This is a genomic window from Microbacterium meiriae (genome assembly GCF_040685015.1).
In the GTDB taxonomy this organism is placed as follows: domain Bacteria; phylum Actinomycetota; class Actinomycetes; order Actinomycetales; family Microbacteriaceae; genus Microbacterium; species Microbacterium meiriae.
This window is the reverse complement of the sequence record NZ_JBFBHD010000001.1, coordinates 368,261-387,621: the sequence shown is the minus strand read 5'-3', so window position 1 is coordinate 387,621 and position 19,361 is coordinate 368,261. Positions and strand designations below refer to the sequence as shown.

The window sequence follows — 19,361 nt, the reverse complement described above, 5'->3', positions numbered from 1 at the left end:
CATGCGTACCTCCCCCTTCCGCCGCCCGGTTCTCGGTCTCGCCGCCGCCGGTGCCCTGCTGACCGTCGCGCTCGCCGGGTGCTCCGGCACCACTGCCGGGTCCGACCCGTCCGCCGCCCCCGCCGAGGATCCGGACTCCCTCGTCCTCGCCCTCGTCCCGTCGCAGGACCAGGACGGCCTCGTGGAGACAGCCGCCCCGCTGACCGACTACCTCACGGAAGAGCTCGGGATCGAGGTGACCGGTGTCGTCTCGAAGGACTACCAGGCCGCGGTCGAGGCGATGGGCGCGGGGCAGGCGCAGATCGGCTTCCTGCCGTCGCTGCAGCTCTGGCAGGCGAACGACATGTACGACGCGTCCGTCGTGTTGCAGACCGAGCGCAACGGCAACATCACCTACCCGGCGCAGTTCATGACGAACAACCCCGACAAGTACTGCGAGGACGAGCCGGTCGCGCGTGACGGGATGCTCTTCTGCAACGGCGCCGACGCCATGACCGGACCCGCCGGTCTCGACAGCATCGACAAGGTGGAGGGCGCGAAGGTCGCCGTCCTCGGCCCGGGGTCCCCCGCCGGTTACATCTACCCGATCCTCGCGCTCCAGGAGGCGGGCCTGGACACGGACGCGGACATCGAGCAGATCCCGGTGACTGCGAACGACGCGTCCGTGCTGGCCGTCTACAACGGCGACGCGGAGGTGGGCTTCAGCTTCTGGGACGCCCGCACGATCGTGCAGAAGGACACCCCGGACGTGGGGGAGAAGGTCGTCGTCTTCGCCATGACCGAGGAGATCCCGAACGACGGCGTCGCTCTGTCTGCCGACCTGTCCCCGGAGCTGCAGGAGCGCATCACGACCGCGCTCGAGGAGTTCTCGAACACGGAGGAGGGCTCGACGATCCTGGAGAGCATCTACTCGATCACCAAGCTCGCACCGGCCGACCCCGCGTCGCTCGACGTCGTCGCCCGGGCCGCCGAGGCCCTGGGGCTGCAGTAAATTGTCCGCTCCGCATCACCCGGTGGACGCCGCGGCTCCGGCCGCGGCGTCCACGCCGTGGAACATCCGTCTCGACGATGTGACGGTGCGCTATCCGAACGGCACGATCGGGTTGAACCGCGTCTCACTGGAGATCGCCGCGGGCGAGATGGTCGCCGTCGTCGGGCTCTCCGGCTCGGGGAAGTCGACTCTCATCCGCACGATCAACGGCCTGGTGCCGGTCACGTCCGGCACCCTCGACGTCGGCGGGCATCGCGTCAGCGGCGCCTCCCCGCGCACGCTGCGCCGGCTCCGGGGGGACATCGGCATGGTCTTCCAGGGCTTCAACCTCGCCGGTCGCGCCAGCGTGCTGCACAACGTGCTCGTCGGGCGTCTCGCCCACACGCCGCTGTGGCGCACACTCCTCGGTGCCTATCCTGAGGTTGACCGGCAGCGCGCGTACCACGCGCTCGACCGGGTCGGGATCCTGCCCAAGCTGCACGCGCGGGCCTCCGATCTCTCCGGCGGCCAGCAGCAGCGCGTCGCGATCGCCCGCGCTCTGGCGCAGGAGCCTCGCGTCGTCCTGGCGGACGAGCCGGTGGCGAGCCTCGACCCGCCCACGGCGCACGGCGTGATGAACGACCTGCGGCGCATCAACCGCGATCTCGGCATCACGGTGCTCGTCAACCTCCACCTGCTCGACCTCGCCCGTGAATACGGCGCCCGGATGATCGGCATGCGCGCGGGCGAGATCGTCTACGACGGCCCCGCCGCCGGTGCCTCGGACGCGGACTTCGAGGGCATCTACGGCCGGTCGCTCACCTCGGACGATCGGCTGGACGCGTGACCCCCGTCGTCGACCAGGACACCGCGGTGGCACCGCTCGACGTGCCCGCGCGCCCACCCGGTGCCTGGAAGGGAGCCGCTGTCCTGGCGGGTGTGGTCGCCGTGACGGTCGTGATGTGTCTGCCCGGTGTCGGCATCGGAGTCGACCTCGACGCGATCGCGCGCAACTGGCAGAACGGCGCCGACAAGGTGCTGAAGCTGCTGGTGCCCGACTGGTCGTTCTTCCCGCGCACGGTCCCGCCGCTGATCGAGACCTTGCAGATGGCGGTCATCGCCACCGCCCTGGGCGCCGCCGTGTCCTTGCCCCTGAGCTTCTGGGCGGCGCGGGCGACTAACCCGAACACGGGCGCGAGACTGGTCGTGCGCGGGGTCCTCAACGTCGTGCGCAGTGTTCCCGACCTGCTGTACGCCGCCATCCTCGTGGCGATGGTGGGCGTCGGCGCCCTTCCCGGGATCCTGGCGCTGGTCCTGTTCAACATCGGCATCATCGTCAAGCTCGTCTCCGAGGCGATCGACACGAACGACCGCGGGCCCCTCGAGGCCGGCCGGGCCGTGGGCGCGACGCAGATGCAGATCAACCGGACGCTCGCCCTTCCGGACGCCTGGCCCGCCTTCGCGAACCAGACCCTCTACGTCTTCGAGCTCAACGTGCGCGCATCGACCGTGCTCGGACTCGTCGGCGCGGGCGGGATGGGGCTGCTCATCGACGCCGTCCGCACGTTCTACCGCTACGACCAGCTCTCGCTCATCATCCTCGAGATCCTCATCGTGGTGATCGTGATCGACGTGGTCTCCGACGCCGTCCGACGGAGGCTCGTATGACCGCGCCCCTCACCGCCGTCCCCGCCCGGCCTCGGCGCCCCTGGCTCCTCGTCGGATGGGGCCTCGTGACCGCCGTGATCGTGCTGGCCTTCTGGTCGATCGACATCTCCTGGGCGCGCCTCGCCGATCTCCCGGCGGAGATCGTCCGCTACACCGTGCTCATGTTCGGCGACCCGAACTGGGAGAAGCTCCCCGAGGCCCTGTGGCAGACCTGGCGGAGCATCGAGATGGCCTGGGTCGGCACGGTGCTCGGCATCCTCCTCGCGACACCCCTGAGCCTGCTGGCCGCTCGCGGCTTCGGACCGGTCTGGCTGCGCAATCTGCTTCGCGGGCTGTTCTCGCTCATCCGCGCGGTCCCGGAGATCATCATCGCGATCGTGATCCTCTCGGTGACAGGGCTCACGCCCTTCACGGGAGCCCTGGCGCTCGCACTCAACGGCATCGGCACCCTCGGCAAATGGGGCTATGAGGCCGTCGAAGCCGTGCCCCGTGGCCCCATCGAGGCGGCACACGCGGCCGGCGGCAGCACTCTCCAGGTGCTGCGATGGGGAGTGTGGCCACAGGCGGAACCGGCGTTCTGGTCGTTCTGGCTCTACCGCTTCGAGATCAACGTGCGCTCGTCGGCCGTCCTCGGCCTCATCGGCGTCGGCGGCATCGGTGACATGCTCACCTCCTACACCCAGTACCGTGAGTGGTCGACGGTGGGTGTCCTGCTCATCGTGGTTGTCACGGTGACGATGCTGATCGACGCGGTATCCGGCGCGATCCGCCGCCGGATCATGGAGGGAGCCCGAGCCCGTGTTCGCCCCTAGCTCTCCGCCGACCGTGCGCATCGCCGCGGTCCGCAACACCTTGCAGCCCGCGGAGCGGCGGGTGGCCGAGCTCATCCTGGACTCCGCCGACGCCGTCGTGGAGTGGACAGCGCAGGAGCTCGCCGACCGGGCGGGTGTCGGCCGCGCCACCGTCGTCCGTGCGTGCCAGGGCTTCGGCTACCGCGGCTACCCGCAGCTCCGGGTCGCGCTGGCCGCCGAGCTCGGCGGGGGGAGCGGTGACGCTGCGGTCGATCACGGGCCGGGTGTGCTGGGGCGGATGCGCGGTGATATCGACCGTGTCGCGGCGTCCCTCCCCATGCTGGCGAGTCTCCTGGACCCGGCGACCGTCGACGCGGCAGTCGCCGCGACCGCTTCCGCGCGACGTGTGCTGGTCCTGGCGAACGGTCTCTCGTCGCCGATCGCGAGCGATCTGGCGATGCGGCTCACGGCGGCAGGGCGACCGGCGGAGTTCATCGCCGACGCCATCGCCCAGCAGATCGCGGCTCGGCATCTCACGGAGCAGGACGTGTGCGTCATCGTCAGTGGTTCCGGAGCCAATGAGGCGAGCCTGCGTGTCGCGACCGCCGCCGCCCGCGGCGGTGCGACGGTGATCGCACTCACCTCGTTCGCGTCCTCCGCGCTGACCGACGCGGCCTCCCTGTCGCTCGTCATCACCCCGGCCGGGGTGAGCTTCCGCGAAGAGCTGCAGCACGCCTCCCGCGTCGCCTTCCTCGTGTTCGCCGAGGTCTTCGCGGCCGCGGTCACCTCCGCCCGCGGCGACGCCGCCGTCCAGGCTCGGGCACACGCCCTCGAAGTGGTCTCCGACAACCTCGACGGCTGAGGGACCGCGGTTCCGGCTGCACGACCTCGGTCCGCGGGCATGACCTGGCGGGCCGATCCGTCGTGCAGGTGTCGCGCGGTCGTGCAGGTGTCGCGGGGGAAGGGGGGAGGCGGGGACGGAAGGGGCCGGGTCAGTCGCGGGCGGTCTGCAGGAGGGCCCACACCTCGGCCCGGGCGGGGAAGGTCGTGAGGTCGACCCCGAGGAGGGCGCCGGCATGGGAGACCCGGGAGCGGAGGGTGTGCCGGTGGATGCCGAGGGCGGCCGCGGCCTGCTCGGCCCGCGTGTCGTGGTCGAGCCAGGTCCGCAGCGCGTGTTCGAGCGCGGTGCCGTGGGCGGCGTCGTGTTCCCGGAGCGGAGCGAGCCGCGACTCCGCGACGAGCCGGGCCTCATCCGTCGCCAGCGCCGTGAGCAGGCTGGATCCGACCGTGTCGGCGTACCGGACGGCGCCGCTCGTGCCCGGCTGTCGGAGAGCGATGAGCGCCTGGGCGTGCGCGCGGGAGAAGGCGTCGTACCCCTCCGGGGCCGAGACGCCGACGCGGGCGCTGAAGCGCGAGGCCGCATCGTCGAGAAGAGCCTCGTCGGCCGCGGACACGCAGATGACCACGCCGTCCTCGGAGTCCGCGAGGAAGGCGGGCGTCCCGTGCTCGACCCGTCGGCGCTCCCACCAGTCGAGGAGAGGCTCGGCCGGGGCATCCCCGGTCACCGCCACCACCACGGGGGCGGGCGGAAGGCTGCCGAGGACACGGCGCGCGAGGCCGGGGTCGTCGCCCAGGAGCGAGCGCAGCAGCTGCGTGTGCAGCCGGCGTCGGCCGCGGGCGAGCTGCTCGCTCTGCTCCCGCGCCAGTCCCGCCATCGCGATGACCGAGGTGACGACGGCCCTGGCCTCCTGGTCGAGGGCGTCCGCCGCCACGGCGAGGACGCCGCGCAGGTGCCCGCCCCGCCCCACCGTGAAGAGCATGAAGGTGTGCGCATCGAGGGTGAGGGACTGCCCCGCCTCGAGTCCGCGGTCGAGGATCTCCTGGACCCGGGTCCCGAGCCCTTCCCGGACAGTCGCCGAGAGGGCGTCGCGGGGGTGGGCGACGATCAGGTCGCCCGCCGCGTCGAACATGCCCGCCCAGGCGCCGAGTCGACGGCCGAGTTCGGTGATGATCGCCTCGAGCCCGCGCGGCCGGAGGGCGGCGAGGGCGAGGGCGCGCTGGGTGTCCAGCGCCCAGGTGCGCCGGGCGTAGGCCTGCGCCGCGATCGCCTCGGAGTGCGCGCGGGCCACGGCGATGAACGGCGTGCGGTACGGCACCTCGAACAGCGGAATGCCCTGGTCGGCGCACGCCGCGATCAACTCTTCCGGTGTTCCCGAGCGATGCACGTCGGTCCCGAATCCGAGCCCCAGCACGCCGCGCTCGGCGAGCCGGACGACGTAGGGGGCGATGGCCTCCGCGTCGTCGAACTGCGTGCCGGTGGTGAGGAGGACGAGGTCTTCCGCGAGGAAGGGCGTCGGGTCCGCGAGGTCGGAGCTGTGCACCCAGCGCAGCGGCCGGTCGAGCGCGCCGTCCGGCAGATCCGTTGCGGTGGAGACGAGGCGCAGATCAAGGTCCCGGCGGCGCAGCAGGGCGGACAGCGTAGAGGGATCGGCGGGGGCCATACGATCTCCGGTTGTACGAGACGGCGAAATCAATTCTCCGATTATACGACCCGGCGAATGCGGGCGTCTCCGCTGCCGCCGTACGCTCGCGACATGGCTCTCCTCGACACCGCAGCACCCGCAGTCCCCCTCGGCGGCCCCGACCTCCCGCAGGAGCGTCGCCTCGTCACGGAACTCCCCGGCCCGCGGTCGGCCGAGGTCCTCGCCCGCAAGGCGGACGCGGTCGCCGCCGGTGTCGGTCACACGGTGCCGGTCGCCGCCGTCGCAGCCGGGGGAGGAGTGGTCGTCGACGCCGACGGCAACTCGCTCATCGACCTCGGCTCCGGCATCGCCGTGACCACGGTCGGCAACGCGCACCCGAAGGTGGCCGCCGCCGTGGCCGCGCAGGCGGCGCAGTTCACGCACACCTGCTTCATGATCTCGCCGTACGAGTCGTACGTCGGCGTCGCCGAGGCGCTCAACCGCGTCACCCCCGGCGACTTCGCCAAGAAGAGCGCCCTGTTCAACTCCGGCGCCGAGGCTGTCGAGAACGCGATCAAGATCGCCCGCAAGCACACCGGTCGTCAGGCCGTCGTCGCGTTCGACCACGGCTACCACGGCCGCACGAACCTCACCATGGCGCTGACCGCGAAGTCGATGCCGTACAAGAGCGGCTTCGGTCCGTTCGCCCCCGAGGTGTACCGCGCGCCGATGTCGTACCCGTTCCGCGACGGGCTCGAGGGCGGCGAGGCCGCGGCCCGCGTGATCCTCCAGCTCGAGAAGCAGATCGGCGCCGACAACCTCGCCGCCGTCATCATCGAGCCGATCCAGGGCGAGGGGGGCTTCATCGTCCCCGCCGACGGCTTCCTCCCCGCGATCGTCGACTGGTGCCGCGCGAACGGCGTCGTCTTCATCGCCGACGAGGTGCAGACCGGGTTCGCCCGCACCGGACACATGTTCGCGAGCGAGATCTTCGGCATCGAGCCCGACCTCATCACCACCGCCAAGGGCATCGCGGGCGGGCTGCCGCTCGCCGCCGTGACCGGCCGCGCCGAGATCATGGACGCGTCGCACTCCGGCGGCCTCGGCGGAACCTACGGCGGCAACCCCATCGCGTGCGCCGCGGCGCTCGCGGCCATCGACGTGTTCGAGAACGACGGCGTCATCGAGCGTGCCCGCGAGATCGGCGAGATCCTCCTCGGCCGGCTCACCGCCCTCCAGGCCGAGGACGCCCGCATCGGCGACGTCCGCGGTCACGGCGCGATGGTCGCCGCCGAGTTCGTCGACCCGGAGACCAACGCTCCGGACGCCGCGCTCACGGCTGCTGTGGCCAAGGCGTGCATCGCCCAGGGCGTCATCGTCCTCACCTGCGGCACGTACGGCAACGTCATCCGCTTCCTCCCGCCGCTGTCCATCGGCGACGAGCTGCTGAACGAGGGCCTCGACGTCGTGGCCGAGGCGCTCGCCGGCGCCTGACACCCTGTCCGGTCGCGTCCCCGGATCGGGGGATTTCGGGACGCGACCGGTACTTCATCCCCCGCATCCCCCGACGACGAAGGAGTTGCAGATGGCTGAGATCACCCGCGACGTGCTGATCGTGGGCGCCGGAGCCGCAGGGCTCACGGCGGCCAACGACCTGCGGAAGGCCGGGCTGTCGGTCGCCGTGCTGGAGGCCCGCGACCGCGTGGGTGGCCGCCTGTGGACCGACGTGATCGACGGCGCCATGCTGGAGATCGGCGGCCAGTGGGTCTCGCCCGACCAGGACGCGCTCAAGGACACGATCGAGGAGCTGGGCCTCGAGACCTACAGCCGGTACCGCGAGGGCGACAGCGTCTACGTCGGCCCCGACGGGCAGGCCCACCGCTTCACGGGCGAGATGTTCCCGGTGTCGGCGGAGACCGAGGCCGTGATCGCGCGCATCACCGGCATCCTCGACGCCCTCGTCGCCGAGATCGACCCGGACAAGCCGTGGGAGCACCCGAACGCGGCCGAGTGGGACTCGATCTCCTGGGACGCCTGGCTGCGCTCGCAGACCGACGACGACGAAGCCGTGCGCAACCTCGCCTTCGCCACCGGCTCGGCGATGCTGACCAAGCCGACCCACGCCTTCTCGCTGCTGCAGTCGCTGCTCATGGCTGCCTCGGCCGGCTCGTACTCGAACCTCGTCGACGCCGACTTCATCCTCGACAAGCGCGTCGTGGGAGGGCTCCAGCAGGTGCCGCTGCGCCTCGCCGAGCGCCTGGGCGAGGACGTGCTGCTGAACCAGCCCGTCCGCAGCCTGGAGTGGTCGGATGACGGGGTCGTGGCGACCACCGACGACCTCACGGTGCGGGCGCGGTACGCGATCCTCGCGCACGCCCCCATCCTCTACAACCGCATCTCCTTCGTCCCGCCGCTGCCGCGTCGCCAGCACCAGCTGCACCAGCACCTCTCGATGGGCTTCGTCATCAAGGTGCACGCCGTCTACGACCGCCCGTTCTGGCGCGAGCAGGGCCTGAGCGGCACGGCGTTCAGCCCCTACGAGCTCTCGCACGAGGCCTACGACAACAGCAACCACGGCGACGAGCGCGGCACTCTGGTCGGCTTCGTGTCCGATGCGAACGCCGACGACGTGTTCGAGCTGTCCGCCGAGGAGCGCAAGGAGCGCATCCTCGAGTCGCTGTCGCACTACTACGGTCCCGAGGCGAAGAACCCGGTCGTGTACTACGAGAGCGACTGGGGCAGCGAGGAGTGGACGCGTGGCGCGTACGCCGCGAGCTTCGACCTGGGCGGCCTGCACCGCTACGGCGCCGACCTGCGCACGCCCGTCGGACCGATCCACTTCGCCTGCAGCGACATGGCAGGGGCGGGTTACCAGCACGTCGACGGGGCGATCCGCATGGGCCACTTCGTCGCGGCGAACATCGTCGACGCCCGCCGCGAGGCCGGCGCTCCCGAGAGCATCGGCTGATGACCGGCTCGGTCGTCGTCGGCTACACGGCCACGGATGCGGGGGCGGACGCGGCGGCGCTGGGCGCACGTCTGGCGCGCAGCATCGGTGCGACCCTCCACCTCGTGATCGTGCTGCCGACCGAGGGCACCCGGAGCGCCGCCGTGCCACCGGAGCGCGCCTATGAGGACGTCATCCGGAAGCAGGCGCGGAGCTGGCTGCAGGACGCGGTCGTGCGTCTCCCGCAGGAGCTGGTGCGCAGCGGCCATGTGCGCTTCTCCGAGTCGTTCGCCGAGGGCCTCATCGCCGCCGGTGAGGAGTTCGACGCCAGCGTCATCGTGATCGGCACGGCCGGCGGCGGCCTCTTCGGCCGACATCGCCTGGGCAGCGTCGCATCGGAGCTGCTGCACTCCTCGCCGATCCCGGTGGCCCTCGCACCCTCCGGGCTCGCCCAGCAGGACGACCACGTGCTTCCGCGCGTCACGGTCGCCGTCGGCACGCGTCCCAGCGCGGAGGGCGTGCTCGACCAGGCCGTCGCCCTCGCCGGCGCGGCCGAGGTGAGCCTCCGGCTGGTGTCGCTCGTGCCGTTCGACGTGCCGCCGGGACTCGACACCGGCGCGATCCGCCTCGCCGGCAGCGAGCACGCGCACCAGGTGCTGGCCGTGGCGGCCGAGCGCCTGCCGGACGGCCTGGGCGCCGTCGTCGAGGAGGCGCCCGGTGAGACGGTGGAGGACGCCGTGGCCGGGCTCTCCTGGCTTCCCGGGGAGGTCGTGCTCGTCGGCTCCAGCCGTCTGGCGCAGCCACGCCGTCTCTTCCTGGGCTCCACGGCGGCGAAGATGCTGCACGAGCTGCCCGTCCCCATGATCGTCGTCCCGCGCACCCGCATCGAAGCAGGAGACCGCTGATGAGCAGCACCAACCGGGCGACGGAGCCCGCATCCGGCGTCACGACCGGAATCTCGACGAAGGGCCTGAGCGCCGGCACCGTCGGCCTGATCGGCGCCGTCGTGATCGGCATCTCGTGCATCGCCCCCGCCTACACGTTCACGGCCGCCGTCGGCCCCACCGCGTCCGAGGTGGGCGCGCAGATCCCGGCGATCATCCTCGTCGGCTTCATCCCGATGCTCCTCGTGGCCTTCGGCTATCGCGAGCTCAACAACCGCATGCCCGACTCCGGCACTTCCTTCACCTGGGCCGCCAGGGCGTTCGGGCCGTGGGTGGGCTGGATGGCCGGATGGGGCCTCGTGGTCGCCACGATCCTCGTGCTGTCCAACCTCGCCGGGGTCGCGGTCGACTTCCTGTTCCTGCTGCTGTCGCAGATCACGGGCAACGCCGAGATCGCCGATCTCGCCGGCGTCACCTGGATCAACATCGGCGTGTGCCTGCTCTTCATGCTCGGCGCGACGTGGGTGTCGTACCGGGACATGCAGACCACGCAGAAGCTGCAGTACTGGCTGGTCGGATTCCAGATCCTCGTGCTCGTGTTCTTCGCGGTCGCCGCGATCGTGCAGGCCGTGGGCGGCAACGGCTTCGACTACCAGCCGTTCGACCTCAACTGGTTCAACCCGTTCGCGATCTCGTCGTTCAGCGCGGTCGCCGCCGGTCTGTCGCTGTCGATCTTCATCTTCTGGGGCTGGGACGTCACCCTCACCATGAACGAGGAGACGAAGGACCCGGAGAAGACCCCGGGTCGCGCGGCCACCGTCACGGTGCTCACGATCGTCTCGCTCTACCTGCTCCTCGCCGTGGCGATGATCATGTTCGCGGGCGTCGGTACGGGGGAGCTCGGCCTCGGCAACGGCGACATCCAGGAGAACGTGTTCTTCCACCTCTCCGGGCCGATCCTCGGGCCGCTCGCGTTCCTCGTCTCCCTCGCGGTGCTCACGAGCTCGGCGTCGTCGCTGCAGTCGACGTTCGTCGGTCCGGCGCGCACCCTGCTCGCGATGGGTCACTACGGCGCGCTGCCGAAGTCGTTCGCGAAGGTGAGCCCCCGGTTCTTCACCCCGGGCTACGCCACCATCGTGTCGGCCATCGTGGCCTCCGCGTTCTACGCCGTGATGCGCGTGGTCAGCGAGGACACGCTGTGGGACACGATCCTCACGCTCGGCATGATGATCTGCTTCTACTACGGGATCACCGCGTTCGCCTGCGTCTGGTACTTCCGCAAGCAGTGGTTCGACTCGGCGCGGAACGTCTTCTTCACCTTCCTGTTCCCGCTGGTGGGCGGCATCATCCTGGCGATCCTGTTCTTCACCACGCTGATCGACTCCATGGACCCGGCCTACGGCTCCGGGTCGGAGATCGGCGGCATCGGGATCGTCTTCATCCTCGGCATCCTCATCATCGTCGTCGGGATCGCCGTGATGATCTGGAACGCCATCCGCCGCCCCGCCTTCTTCCGCGGTGAGACGCTGGGTATGGACGCTCCGCCCAGCCGCCGTCGTCGTCCCACGTCCGTCTGAAAGAGAGAGAATCCATGAGCACTCAGAACGAGCAGGCGCTGCTCGACAGCATCCCCACCGGCCTCTTCATCGGCGGGGAGTGGATCGAGGGGGAGACCGGCGCGACCTTCGACGTCAAGGACCCCTCGACCAACCAGGTGATCCGCACGATCGCCGACGCCACCCCCGCGGACGGCATCCGGGCGCTCGACGCCGCCGTCGCCGCACAGGACGAGTGGGCCGCGACCGCGCCGCGCGTGCGCGGGGAGATCCTCCGCCGGGCGTTCGACCTCGTGCAGGAGCGCAAGGAGGACCTCGCGCTGCTGATGACGCTCGAGATGGGCAAACCCCTGGCCGAGGCCCGCGGCGAGGTCGCCTACGGCGGCGAGTTCCTCCGCTGGTTCAGCGAGGAGGCCGTGCGCATCAGCGGCCGCTACGGCCTGAACCCCGAGGGCACCGGTCACATGATCGTGTCGCAGCGCCCCGTCGGTCCGTCGTTCTTCGTCACGCCGTGGAACTTCCCGTTCGCGATGGCCACGCGCAAGATCGCCCCGGCCCTCGCCGCCGGCTGCACCGTGGTGATCAAGCCCCCGGCACTCACGCCGCTCACGACCATCTTCTTCACGACGCTGCTCGAAGAGGCCGGTCTGCCCAAGGGTGTCGTCAACGTCGTGCAGACCTCGAAGTCGAGCGCCCTGTCGGCGCCGATCATCGCCGACCCGCGTCTGCGCAAGCTCTCCTTCACCGGATCGACCGAGGTCGGCCGCAAGCTCATCGCGCAGGCCGCCGAGGGCGTGCTCCGGGTGTCGATGGAGCTCGGCGGCAACGCCCCGTTCGTCGTGTTCGACGACGCGGACCTGGACAAGGCCGTGGAGGGCGCGCTGGCCGCGAAGTTCCGCAACATCGGTCAGGCCTGCACGGCGGCGAACCGCTTCATCGTGCACAAGGACGTCGCGGGCGAGTTCGCCAAGCGCGTCACCGAGCGCGTCAACGGCATGAAGATCGGTCGCGGCACGGAGGACGGCGTGGCGATCGGCCCGCTCATCGACGAGGACGCCGTGGCCAAGGCCGGCGAGCTCGTCGACGACGCCGTCGAGCGCGGCGCGACCCTGCTCGCGGGCGGCAAGGCGCTCGAGGGCACCGGCACGTTCTACGAGCCCACGGTCCTCACCGACGTCGTCCCCGGTTCCGCGATCCTCCGCGAGGAGATCTTCGGCCCGGTGCTCGCGATCGCGACCTTCGAGACGGAGGACGAGGCCGTGCGTCTCGCCAACGACACCGAGTACGGCCTGGTCTCCTACGTGTTCACCGAGAACCTGCAGCGCGGTCAGCGGATGATCGACGCGCTGGAGACGGGCATGATGGGTCTCAACGTGGGTGTCGTCTCGAATGCGGCGGCTCCCTTCGGCGGCGTCAAGCAGTCCGGCGTCGGCCGCGAGGGCGGCTTCGAGGGCATCCACGAATACCTGTCCACCAAGTACACGCTGATCCCGGTCTCCTGACCGGCACGGCAAGAGGAGGAGAGACATGACCGACTACGCCGTCGTCAACCCCGCCACCGGCGAGACCCTGGCGTCGTACGACACGTTCACCGACGCGCAGATCGAGGAGGCCGTCGCCGCCGCGGACGAGGCCCACCGCGAGTGGTCGCGCTCCACCACGGTCGCCGACCGTGCAGCGCTTCTGCGCCGTGCGGCCGAGCTGCACCGCGAACGCCGCGAGGAGCTGGCCGACATCTTCGTGCGCGAGATGGGCAAGCCCCGGGAGGCCGCACTCGGCGAGGTCGACTTCGCCGCCGACATCGCCGAGTACTACGCGGACCAGGCCGAGGACATCATGGCCGACCAGCCCATCAAGATCCTCGGGGAGGGGTCGGCGATCATCCGCCGCTCCTCGCTGGGACCGCTCGTGGGCATCATGCCGTGGAACTTCCCGGCCTACCAGATCGTGCGCTTCGCGGCGCCGAACCTGATCGTCGGCAACACGATCCTGCTGAAGCCCGCGCCGCAGTGCCCGGAGTCGTCGAGCGCGATCGAGGCGATCTACCACGACGCCGGCTTCCCGAAGGGCGCGTACCAGAACGTGCTCGCGACGAACGACCAGATCGCGGCCATGATCGCGGACCGGCGGGTGCAGGGGGTGTCGCTGACCGGCTCCGAGCGCGCCGGCGCCGCGGTCGCCGAGGTCGCGGGGCGCAACCTCAAGAAGGTCGCGCTGGAGCTGGGCGGGTCCGACCCGTTCATCGTGCTCTCCACCGACGACCTCGACGCCACCGTGCAGGCGGGTGTCGACGCGCGGCTCGACAACAACGGTCAGGCCTGCAACGGCGCCAAGCGCTTCATCATCGTCGACGACCTCTACGACGCGTTCGTGGAGAAGTTCACGGCGGCGATGGCGGCCGTCGAGGCGACCGACCCCACGCTCGACGACACGGTCCTCGGCCCGGTCTCGTCGGAGGCGGCCGCGGAGAACCTGCAGAAGCAGATCGACACGGCGGTCGCCCAGGGTGCGACGCTGCTCACGGGCGGTACGCGCGACGGGGCGTTCTTCGCACCGACGGTGCTCGCCGACGTGACCCCGGAGATGGACGTCTACCGCGAGGAGCTGTTCGGTCCCGCGGCGGTCGTGTACCGCGTCGCGGACGAGGACGCGGCGGTCGCGCTGGCCAACGACACCACGTTCGGCCTCGGCTCCTACGTCTTCACGACGGACGAGGCGCAGGCGGAGCGGGTGGCCGACAGGATCGAGGCGGGCATGGTCTACGTGAACCTCGTGCTCGCCGACAGCCCGGAGCTCCCGTTCGGCGGCATCAAGCGCAGCGGCACGGCACGCGAGCTGGGCCACCTCGCCGCCGACGAGTTCGTCAACAAGAAGCTGATCCGCATCGGCTGATCGTCGACCCACCCCCTTGCGGCCGAGCGGCCCCCTTGCGTGCGTACGCAAGGGGGCCGCTCGCACGAGAGGGGCCGGGTCGACGGGGGTGCGCGTCGAGGACGGACGAGGCACAATGGCGGCATGAGCGCGCACACGGATCCGGTCCAGACCCTCACCGCGGAGCAGAGCTGGGAGCACCTGCGCAGCCAGGAGCTCGGGCGGCTCGTGACCCGGGTCGGCGACACCATCGACATCTTCCCCGTGAACTATGCCGTGGACGGCGAAGGCCTGCTGTTCCGCACCGCCCCCGGGAGCAAGCTGTTCGAGCTGACGGTCACCGCCGACGTGCTCTTCGAGGTCGACGACCACACGGACACCGCGGCCTGGAGTGTCATCGTGCGCGGACGTGCGGAGGCTCTGGAGACCGACGCCGACATCGAGCGGGCGGAGGCGGCGGGTCTGCGCCCGTGGATCCCGACCGACAAGCGCGTGTACGTGCGCATCGCGCCGACATCGGTCTCCGGCCGTGCGTTCCGGCGCGATCCGGAGCCCGACCGGGACGGGCCGCAGGAGTACTGAGCCCGGCCCGGGGAGGCCTCGGCGGGCGTAGGGTCGGGGTATGGCCAACGTCGCTGAGAACATCGTCAAGACTCTGAACGCCAACGGAGTCGACCGGGTCTACGGCATCCCGGGCGACTCCCTGAACGGACTCACGGACGCCCTCCGCAAGGACGGCCGGATCCGCTGGGTGCACGTGCGCCACGAGGAGTCCGCCGCCTTCGCCGCCGCGGCCGACGCCGGCACCACCGGGGACCTCGCCGTCGTGGCGGGTTCATGCGGCCCCGGCAACCTGCACCTCATCAACGGCCTGTACGACGCGCAGCGCTCCCGGGTGCCGGTGCTGGCCATCGCCGCCCACATCCCCACCGTCGAGATCGGCACCGGATACTTCCAGGAGACGCATCCGCAGGAGCTGTTCCGCGAGTGCAGCGTGTACGTCGAATACGTCGCGGACCCGTCGCAGATGCCGCGGCTGATGGAGATCGCCATGCGCGCGGCCATCGAGCAGCGCGGCGTCGCGGTCCTCGTGATCCCCGGTGATGTGGCGCTGTCCGAGATCGCGGACGACCGCGCCGTGGTGATCGAGCGCACCCGCCCGCTGATCCAGCCCAGCGGTCCGGAGCTGGAGAAGGCCGCGACCATGCTGAACGCGGCCAAGAAGGTCACCATCCTCGCCGGGGCCGGCGTGGAGGGCGCGCACGACGAGGTGATCGCGCTCGCCGACGCACTCGGTGCCCCCATCGTCCACGCGCTGCGCGGCAAGGAGTTCATCGAGTACGACAACCCGTTCGACGTCGGCATGACGGGGCTGCTCGGATTCGCGTCGGGCTTTCGGGCGATGGAGGCGGCGGACACGCTCCTCGTCCTCGGCAGCGACTTCCCGTACGAGCAGTTCTACCCGGAGCACGCGACCACCATCCAGGTCGACATCCGCGGCTCGCAGCTCGGCAAGCGGCACCCGCTCGACCTCGGGCTCGTCGGCGACGTGAAGGCGACCGCCGAGGCCCTGCTGCCCCGTCTCGCCCGGAAGGACGACCGCGGCCACCTCGACGACGCCGTGGCCCACTACCGGAAGACGCGGAAGAAGCTCGACGAGCTCGCGGTGCCGGCGAAGGGCGCACGCCCCATCCACCCGCAGTACCTGGCACGCCTGCTGGACGAGTACGCCGCCGACGACGCGATCTTCACCGCCGACGTGGGCTCGCCGACGGTCTGGGCCGCGCGCTACCTGTCCATGACCGAGGGACGCCGGCTGATCGGGTCGTTCACGCACGGCTCGATGGCGAACGCCCTGATGCACGGTATCGGCGCGCAGGTCGCCCATCCGGATCGTCAGGTCGTGGCGCTCGCCGGCGACGGCGGCCTCGCGATGATGCTCGGCGAGCTGCTCACGCTCACCCAGAACGGTCTCCCGGTCAAGACGATCGTGGTGAACAATTCATCGCTGAACTTCGTGGAGCTGGAGATGAAGGCCGCCGGCTTCGTCACCTACGGCACGGGGCTCGACAACCCGAGCTTCGCGGCGATCGCCGAGGCCATGGGCATCTTCGCCCGTCGGGTGGAGCGCAGCGAGGATCTGCCGGACGCCGTCCGGGAGGTCCTCGCGCACGACGGTCCCGCGCTGCTCGACGTCGTGACCGAGCGCCAGGAGCTGTCCATGCCACCGGCGATCGAGGCCGCGCAGGTCAAGGGCTTCGCGCTCTACGCGATCCGCACGGTCATGTCGGGCCGCGGGGACGAGCTGCTCGACCTCGCACGGGCGAACTGGCGTCAGCTGTTCTGACGCGGCTCACCACCGCGACGACGCCGGCTCGGGACCCCCTGTGGATCCCGAGCCGGCGGCGTGTCAGCTCTCGACGAGGGCCCTGACCTCTGCGGCCTCGGCGTGCCGTCCCAGTGCCTCCAGCACATCGCCGAGCTCCAGTGCCGCGACCTGACGCAGCGGCGGGAAGCTCTCGGCATGGTCCAGGGCGCTCCGGTAGACGGGTACGGCGTCGGCCGGACGGTCATTCCCCGCGAGGACGCGCCCCGCGAACAGTTCCGAGCTCCCGGCGGCGCCCTGATCCCCGAGCGCGGCGAAACCATCGGCGGCAGTGAGGGCGGCGGCGACGGACTCGTCGATCCGGCCGAGCTGGGCCAGGGCGCGGCCGCGGGAGTCGGTCACGTCGGCGAGCAGCCAGCCGGCTTCATGCTCCTGGGCGAGCGCGGCGACCTCGTCGAAGAGCGGGAAGGCGCGCTCGTCGCCGCGACCGCCGTAGGCCTGGCCGAGGCTGTGCAGCACCTCGGACAGCGCGCCGACGGCCTCGGGGGCGCGACGAGCGATCTCCGCTGCGCCCTCCAGCAGCCGCACGGCGTCGTCGTGCTCCTCGAAGCGGGCGAGGATCTTCGCCTGCTCCGTCATGGCCATGGCCTGGTCCGCGTGCGCCTCCGCCTGTCCGAACAACTCGGCGGCGTAGCCGTGTGCGCCGACCGCCTGGCCGAACTCTCCGGACTCGGCGAGAGACCGGGCGAGGAGAGAGGCGGTCATGGCACGGGAGCCGGCGGGCGTCTCGGCGTCCTCCTCGCGCTGGAGCACGTCGCCGAAGAGCTCCGCGGCCTCCTCGGCGTCTCCCGCGCGGAGCATCGCCCTGGCCAACCGGAAGTCCACGCCGGTGCGATCGCCGTCATCGTGCAGCCGAGCAGCCAGACGGTAGCGGGCGACGGCCTTCTCGGGCTCCTCGGCGTCCTCCCAGAGCGCGCCCGCGAGCACATGGGCGTCGGCGAGAGCCCGCGTGGCGCCGAGCTCGGCGAGCAGCCGGCACACCTCGTCGGCGTCCGTCGCTCCATCCTGGTACGCGCCCGTGCCGCCCCGCACGCGGGCCCGAGTCTGCAGCGCGTGGGCCCGATGACCGGCGGACAGGTCGTCCTGGGCGAGGAAGCGGTCGAGGAGCGTGCGGCCGGCGTCGAGGTCGCCCTTGCTCAGCACGGCGCCGATCGCCACGAGGGTGGTCGTGTTGGACAGCCGGGTGTCCTCCGCCTCCGCGAACGAGCGGGCCGCGAGCTCGGCGAGGTCGAGGGCCGCGTCCGGCTCCTCGGCCCTGAGGTGCAGCGACGCGCGGCTGATGGCCAGGTCGCCGCGCGACCAGGCCGGCAGACGGTCGGCCGCGGCCAACTCCTCTTCGAGTGCCGCCATGGTCTCGTCGGTGTGCAGCCCGAAGGTCGCGAGCTTCAGACGCTCCTCGAGGTCGGCCTGCGCGTCGTTCCCTGCGGCCCGCAGGGCGGCGATCCGCTCGGGGAGGAGGCGCTCGGCCTCGTCCACGCGATCGAGCGCCACGAGGATGCCGAGGTGCATCGACAGGAGCTGCGCGCGCTGGGCGGGGTCGTCGACCTCCAGGGCGTGCGGCAGCGCGGCGAGGGTCTCCTGCTCGGCGCCGAACTGCGCGAGCTGCATCGCCCGCTCGTACCAGGCCTCCGGATCCGCCGGAGTGGTGGCCGGGGTCGGGGCGACGAACGCATCGGAGCGGATCGGGACGTCATAGCGCTCGTCGGCGAGAGCGCGCATCCGGGCGAGGCTGCGGGCGTGGCCGTCGGTGCCGTCCCGCTCGTCGAACTGCGCCCCGATGCGCTCGGCCGTGGACCAGGCGGCCGCGGCGAGGTCGGCGGCGCTCCACGGGCCGTCGTGGGCCCCGAGCAGCGGCACGAGTGCAGGGGCGTCGGCACCGCGGACCGGGGTGTCGCCGTGGCCGGCGGCGGTGACGCGGTCGAGAGCGACCGCGAACGCCGTGAGGGCGGCGAAGTGCGCGTCGACGTTGAGGCCGTCGTGGGCGAGCCACGCGACGTGCTTCTCGATCAGGGCCAGCGCCCGCGCCTCGTTGCCGGTGATCGCGGCGAACACGATGTTGTTCGCCACGATGCGCAGGTTGTCGGGGTTGTCCTTGGCCAGTCGGTAGCTGCGCAGGTGCGCGGTCTTCGCATCTTCCGTGCGTCCGGCGCGGAGGTACGGGAGGAGGACGCGGGAGAGCGCGTGCTCCGGCTCCTCGCCGCAGGAGAAACCGCCCTCGATCATCTCCTCGACGAGCCGGATGGCGTCGGCGTCGCGATCGGTCTCCGCGAAGAATCCCGCGAACTGGCTGCGGCTGCACGCGTCGCAGTGGCTGTGCTCGTCGCGCGGCGTGGCCTCGAGCTGCACGCGGAGGGCTTCGGCGGCGTCGAACCGGCCGGCGTCCCAGGCGTCCTCGAAGCGGGCGGTCAGCACGCCGCTGAGGCCGAGTCCTGCGGCACGGTAGTGCGACTCCATGTCGTCGAGCACCGCGGCGATCTGCTCCTGCGAGAAGGCGGGGGAGGAGCGCAGCGAGGACGCCATCCACTTGAACTGCCACATCAGGTCGGCGCCGCCGTTGTCGAGGTCGGCGGGGAACCGCTGCGGGTCGGCGTCGTGATGCGCGAGGCACCACGCGAAGGAGTTCAGCATGACGTCGGTGGCACCGACCATGTTCGCCGACGCGGTCTGCCGCATCCGGGCTTCGTATTCCAGCCGTTCGTCGCCGATCTCGATGGCCAGCGCGACCGCCTCCGCCACGAGGGCCTGCTCCGCCGGGCCCCACGGGGTGCGATCGATCTCCTCGATGAGCTGCTGGAAGCGCTTCTTCGGACGTGCCATGGAGGGCCC

General features: G+C 71.2%; 15 protein-coding genes. 13 read left to right on the top strand and 2 right to left on the bottom strand.

Annotation, left to right across the window (positions count from 1 at the left end; translation table 11 throughout):
- The first annotated feature begins 1 nt into the window (after position 1).
- Genes phnD through AB0N68_RS01915 form a run of 5 tightly spaced genes read left to right on the top strand, consistent with a single transcriptional unit; the run spans position 2 to position 4,291 of the window.
- Positions 2 to 991 carry a phosphate/phosphite/phosphonate ABC transporter substrate-binding protein gene (gene phnD, locus AB0N68_RS01935; protein WP_280564663.1) on the top strand — a complete coding sequence of 330 codons (990 nt, stop codon included), beginning with the start codon at positions 2 to 4 and terminating at the stop codon, positions 989 to 991.
- A gap of 1 nt (position 992) precedes the next feature.
- Positions 993 to 1,817: a phosphonate ABC transporter ATP-binding protein gene (gene phnC, locus AB0N68_RS01930; protein WP_232089084.1), complete on the top strand. Its 825-nt coding sequence runs from the start codon at positions 993 to 995 to the stop codon at positions 1,815 to 1,817.
- A 26-nt stretch (positions 1,818 to 1,843) separates the two neighbouring features.
- Positions 1,844 to 2,638: a phosphonate ABC transporter, permease protein PhnE gene (gene phnE / locus AB0N68_RS01925; RefSeq protein ID WP_363590150.1), complete on the top strand. Its 795-nt coding sequence runs from the start codon at positions 1,844 to 1,846 to the stop codon at positions 2,636 to 2,638.
- Positions 2,635 to 3,450: a phosphonate ABC transporter, permease protein PhnE gene (phnE, locus tag AB0N68_RS01920; protein ID WP_280564668.1), complete on the top strand. Its 816-nt coding sequence runs from the start codon at positions 2,635 to 2,637 to the stop codon at positions 3,448 to 3,450. The genes phnE (AB0N68_RS01925) and phnE (AB0N68_RS01920) overlap by 4 nt, the downstream gene beginning before the upstream one ends.
- A complete protein-coding gene (locus AB0N68_RS01915; protein ID WP_280564670.1) occupies positions 3,437 to 4,291 on the top strand; it encodes a MurR/RpiR family transcriptional regulator in 855 nt (284 codons plus the stop codon). Before phnE (AB0N68_RS01920) ends, AB0N68_RS01915 begins: the two co-directional genes overlap by 14 nt.
- Positions 4,292 to 4,421: 130 nt before the next feature.
- Here the strand turns inward: AB0N68_RS01915 and AB0N68_RS01910 are convergent, their stop codons facing one another.
- Positions 4,422 to 5,930: a PucR family transcriptional regulator gene (locus tag AB0N68_RS01910; RefSeq protein ID WP_280564672.1), complete on the bottom strand. Its 1,509-nt coding sequence runs from the start codon at positions 5,928 to 5,930 to the stop codon at positions 4,422 to 4,424.
- Between the two features lie 93 nt (positions 5,931 to 6,023).
- On the opposite strand from AB0N68_RS01910, the gene gabT reads away from it, so the two are divergent.
- The 8 genes from gabT (at position 6,024) to poxB (ending at position 16,496) form a co-directional block, all read left to right on the top strand.
- A complete protein-coding gene (gene gabT / locus AB0N68_RS01905; protein ID WP_268776686.1) occupies positions 6,024 to 7,385 on the top strand; it encodes a 4-aminobutyrate--2-oxoglutarate transaminase in 1,362 nt (453 codons plus the stop codon).
- A gap of 91 nt (positions 7,386 to 7,476) precedes the next feature.
- Positions 7,477 to 8,859 carry a flavin monoamine oxidase family protein gene (locus AB0N68_RS01900; protein WP_280564674.1) on the top strand — a complete coding sequence of 461 codons (1,383 nt, stop codon included), beginning with the start codon at positions 7,477 to 7,479 and terminating at the stop codon, positions 8,857 to 8,859.
- Complete coding sequence (locus tag AB0N68_RS01895) at positions 8,859 to 9,743, top strand: universal stress protein (protein WP_280564676.1); 885 nt, start codon at positions 8,859 to 8,861, stop codon at positions 9,741 to 9,743. Before AB0N68_RS01900 ends, AB0N68_RS01895 begins: the two co-directional genes overlap by 1 nt.
- A complete protein-coding gene (locus tag AB0N68_RS01890; protein WP_025102346.1) occupies positions 9,743 to 11,299 on the top strand; it encodes an APC family permease in 1,557 nt (518 codons plus the stop codon). The genes AB0N68_RS01895 and AB0N68_RS01890 overlap by 1 nt, the downstream gene beginning before the upstream one ends.
- 14 nt (positions 11,300 to 11,313) lie before the next feature.
- Positions 11,314 to 12,780 (top strand): NAD-dependent succinate-semialdehyde dehydrogenase, encoded by a 1,467-nt coding sequence (locus tag AB0N68_RS01885; RefSeq protein ID WP_187662198.1) that lies wholly within the window; start codon positions 11,314 to 11,316, stop codon positions 12,778 to 12,780.
- 25 nt (positions 12,781 to 12,805) lie between these two features.
- The gene (locus tag AB0N68_RS01880) at positions 12,806 to 14,170 is read left to right on the top strand and encodes an NAD-dependent succinate-semialdehyde dehydrogenase (RefSeq protein ID WP_280564703.1); all 1,365 of its coding nucleotides are present in this window, start codon (positions 12,806 to 12,808) and stop codon (positions 14,168 to 14,170) included.
- A gap of 123 nt (positions 14,171 to 14,293) precedes the next feature.
- The gene (locus tag AB0N68_RS01875; RefSeq protein ID WP_187662196.1) at positions 14,294 to 14,731 is read left to right on the top strand and encodes a pyridoxamine 5'-phosphate oxidase family protein; all 438 of its coding nucleotides are present in this window, start codon (positions 14,294 to 14,296) and stop codon (positions 14,729 to 14,731) included.
- A gap of 40 nt (positions 14,732 to 14,771) precedes the next feature.
- The gene (gene poxB / locus AB0N68_RS01870) at positions 14,772 to 16,496 is read left to right on the top strand and encodes a ubiquinone-dependent pyruvate dehydrogenase (RefSeq protein WP_280564706.1); all 1,725 of its coding nucleotides are present in this window, start codon (positions 14,772 to 14,774) and stop codon (positions 16,494 to 16,496) included.
- A gap of 63 nt (positions 16,497 to 16,559) precedes the next feature.
- On the opposite strand, the gene AB0N68_RS01865 is transcribed toward poxB, so the two are convergent.
- Positions 16,560 to 19,352: a hypothetical protein gene (locus tag AB0N68_RS01865; protein ID WP_280564708.1), complete on the bottom strand. Its 2,793-nt coding sequence runs from the start codon at positions 19,350 to 19,352 to the stop codon at positions 16,560 to 16,562.
- Positions 19,353 to 19,361: the final 9 nt, after the last annotated feature.

Bases quoted from the DNA above. Each gene is read 5' to 3' on its own strand.
- phnD (WP_280564663.1), top strand. From the start codon at position 2: ATGCGTACCTCCCCCTTCCGCCGCCCGGTTCTCGGTCTCGCCGCCGCC.
- phnE (WP_280564668.1), top strand. From the start codon at position 2,635: ATGACCGCGCCCCTCACCGCCGTCCCCGCCCGGCCTCGGCGCCCCTGG.
- AB0N68_RS01910 (WP_280564672.1), bottom strand. From the start codon at position 5,930: ATGGCCCCCGCCGATCCCTCTACGCTGTCCGCCCTGCTGCGCCGCCGG.
- gabT (WP_268776686.1), top strand. From the start codon at position 6,024: ATGGCTCTCCTCGACACCGCAGCACCCGCAGTCCCCCTCGGCGGCCCC.
- AB0N68_RS01900 (WP_280564674.1), top strand. From the start codon at position 7,477: ATGGCTGAGATCACCCGCGACGTGCTGATCGTGGGCGCCGGAGCCGCA.
- AB0N68_RS01895 (WP_280564676.1), top strand. From the start codon at position 8,859: ATGACCGGCTCGGTCGTCGTCGGCTACACGGCCACGGATGCGGGGGCG.
- AB0N68_RS01890 (WP_025102346.1), top strand. From the start codon at position 9,743: ATGAGCAGCACCAACCGGGCGACGGAGCCCGCATCCGGCGTCACGACC.
- AB0N68_RS01885 (WP_187662198.1), top strand. From the start codon at position 11,314: ATGAGCACTCAGAACGAGCAGGCGCTGCTCGACAGCATCCCCACCGGC.
- AB0N68_RS01880 (WP_280564703.1), top strand. From the start codon at position 12,806: ATGACCGACTACGCCGTCGTCAACCCCGCCACCGGCGAGACCCTGGCG.
- AB0N68_RS01875 (WP_187662196.1), top strand. From the start codon at position 14,294: ATGAGCGCGCACACGGATCCGGTCCAGACCCTCACCGCGGAGCAGAGC.
- poxB (WP_280564706.1), top strand. From the start codon at position 14,772: ATGGCCAACGTCGCTGAGAACATCGTCAAGACTCTGAACGCCAACGGA.
- AB0N68_RS01865 (WP_280564708.1), bottom strand. From the start codon at position 19,352: ATGGCACGTCCGAAGAAGCGCTTCCAGCAGCTCATCGAGGAGATCGAT.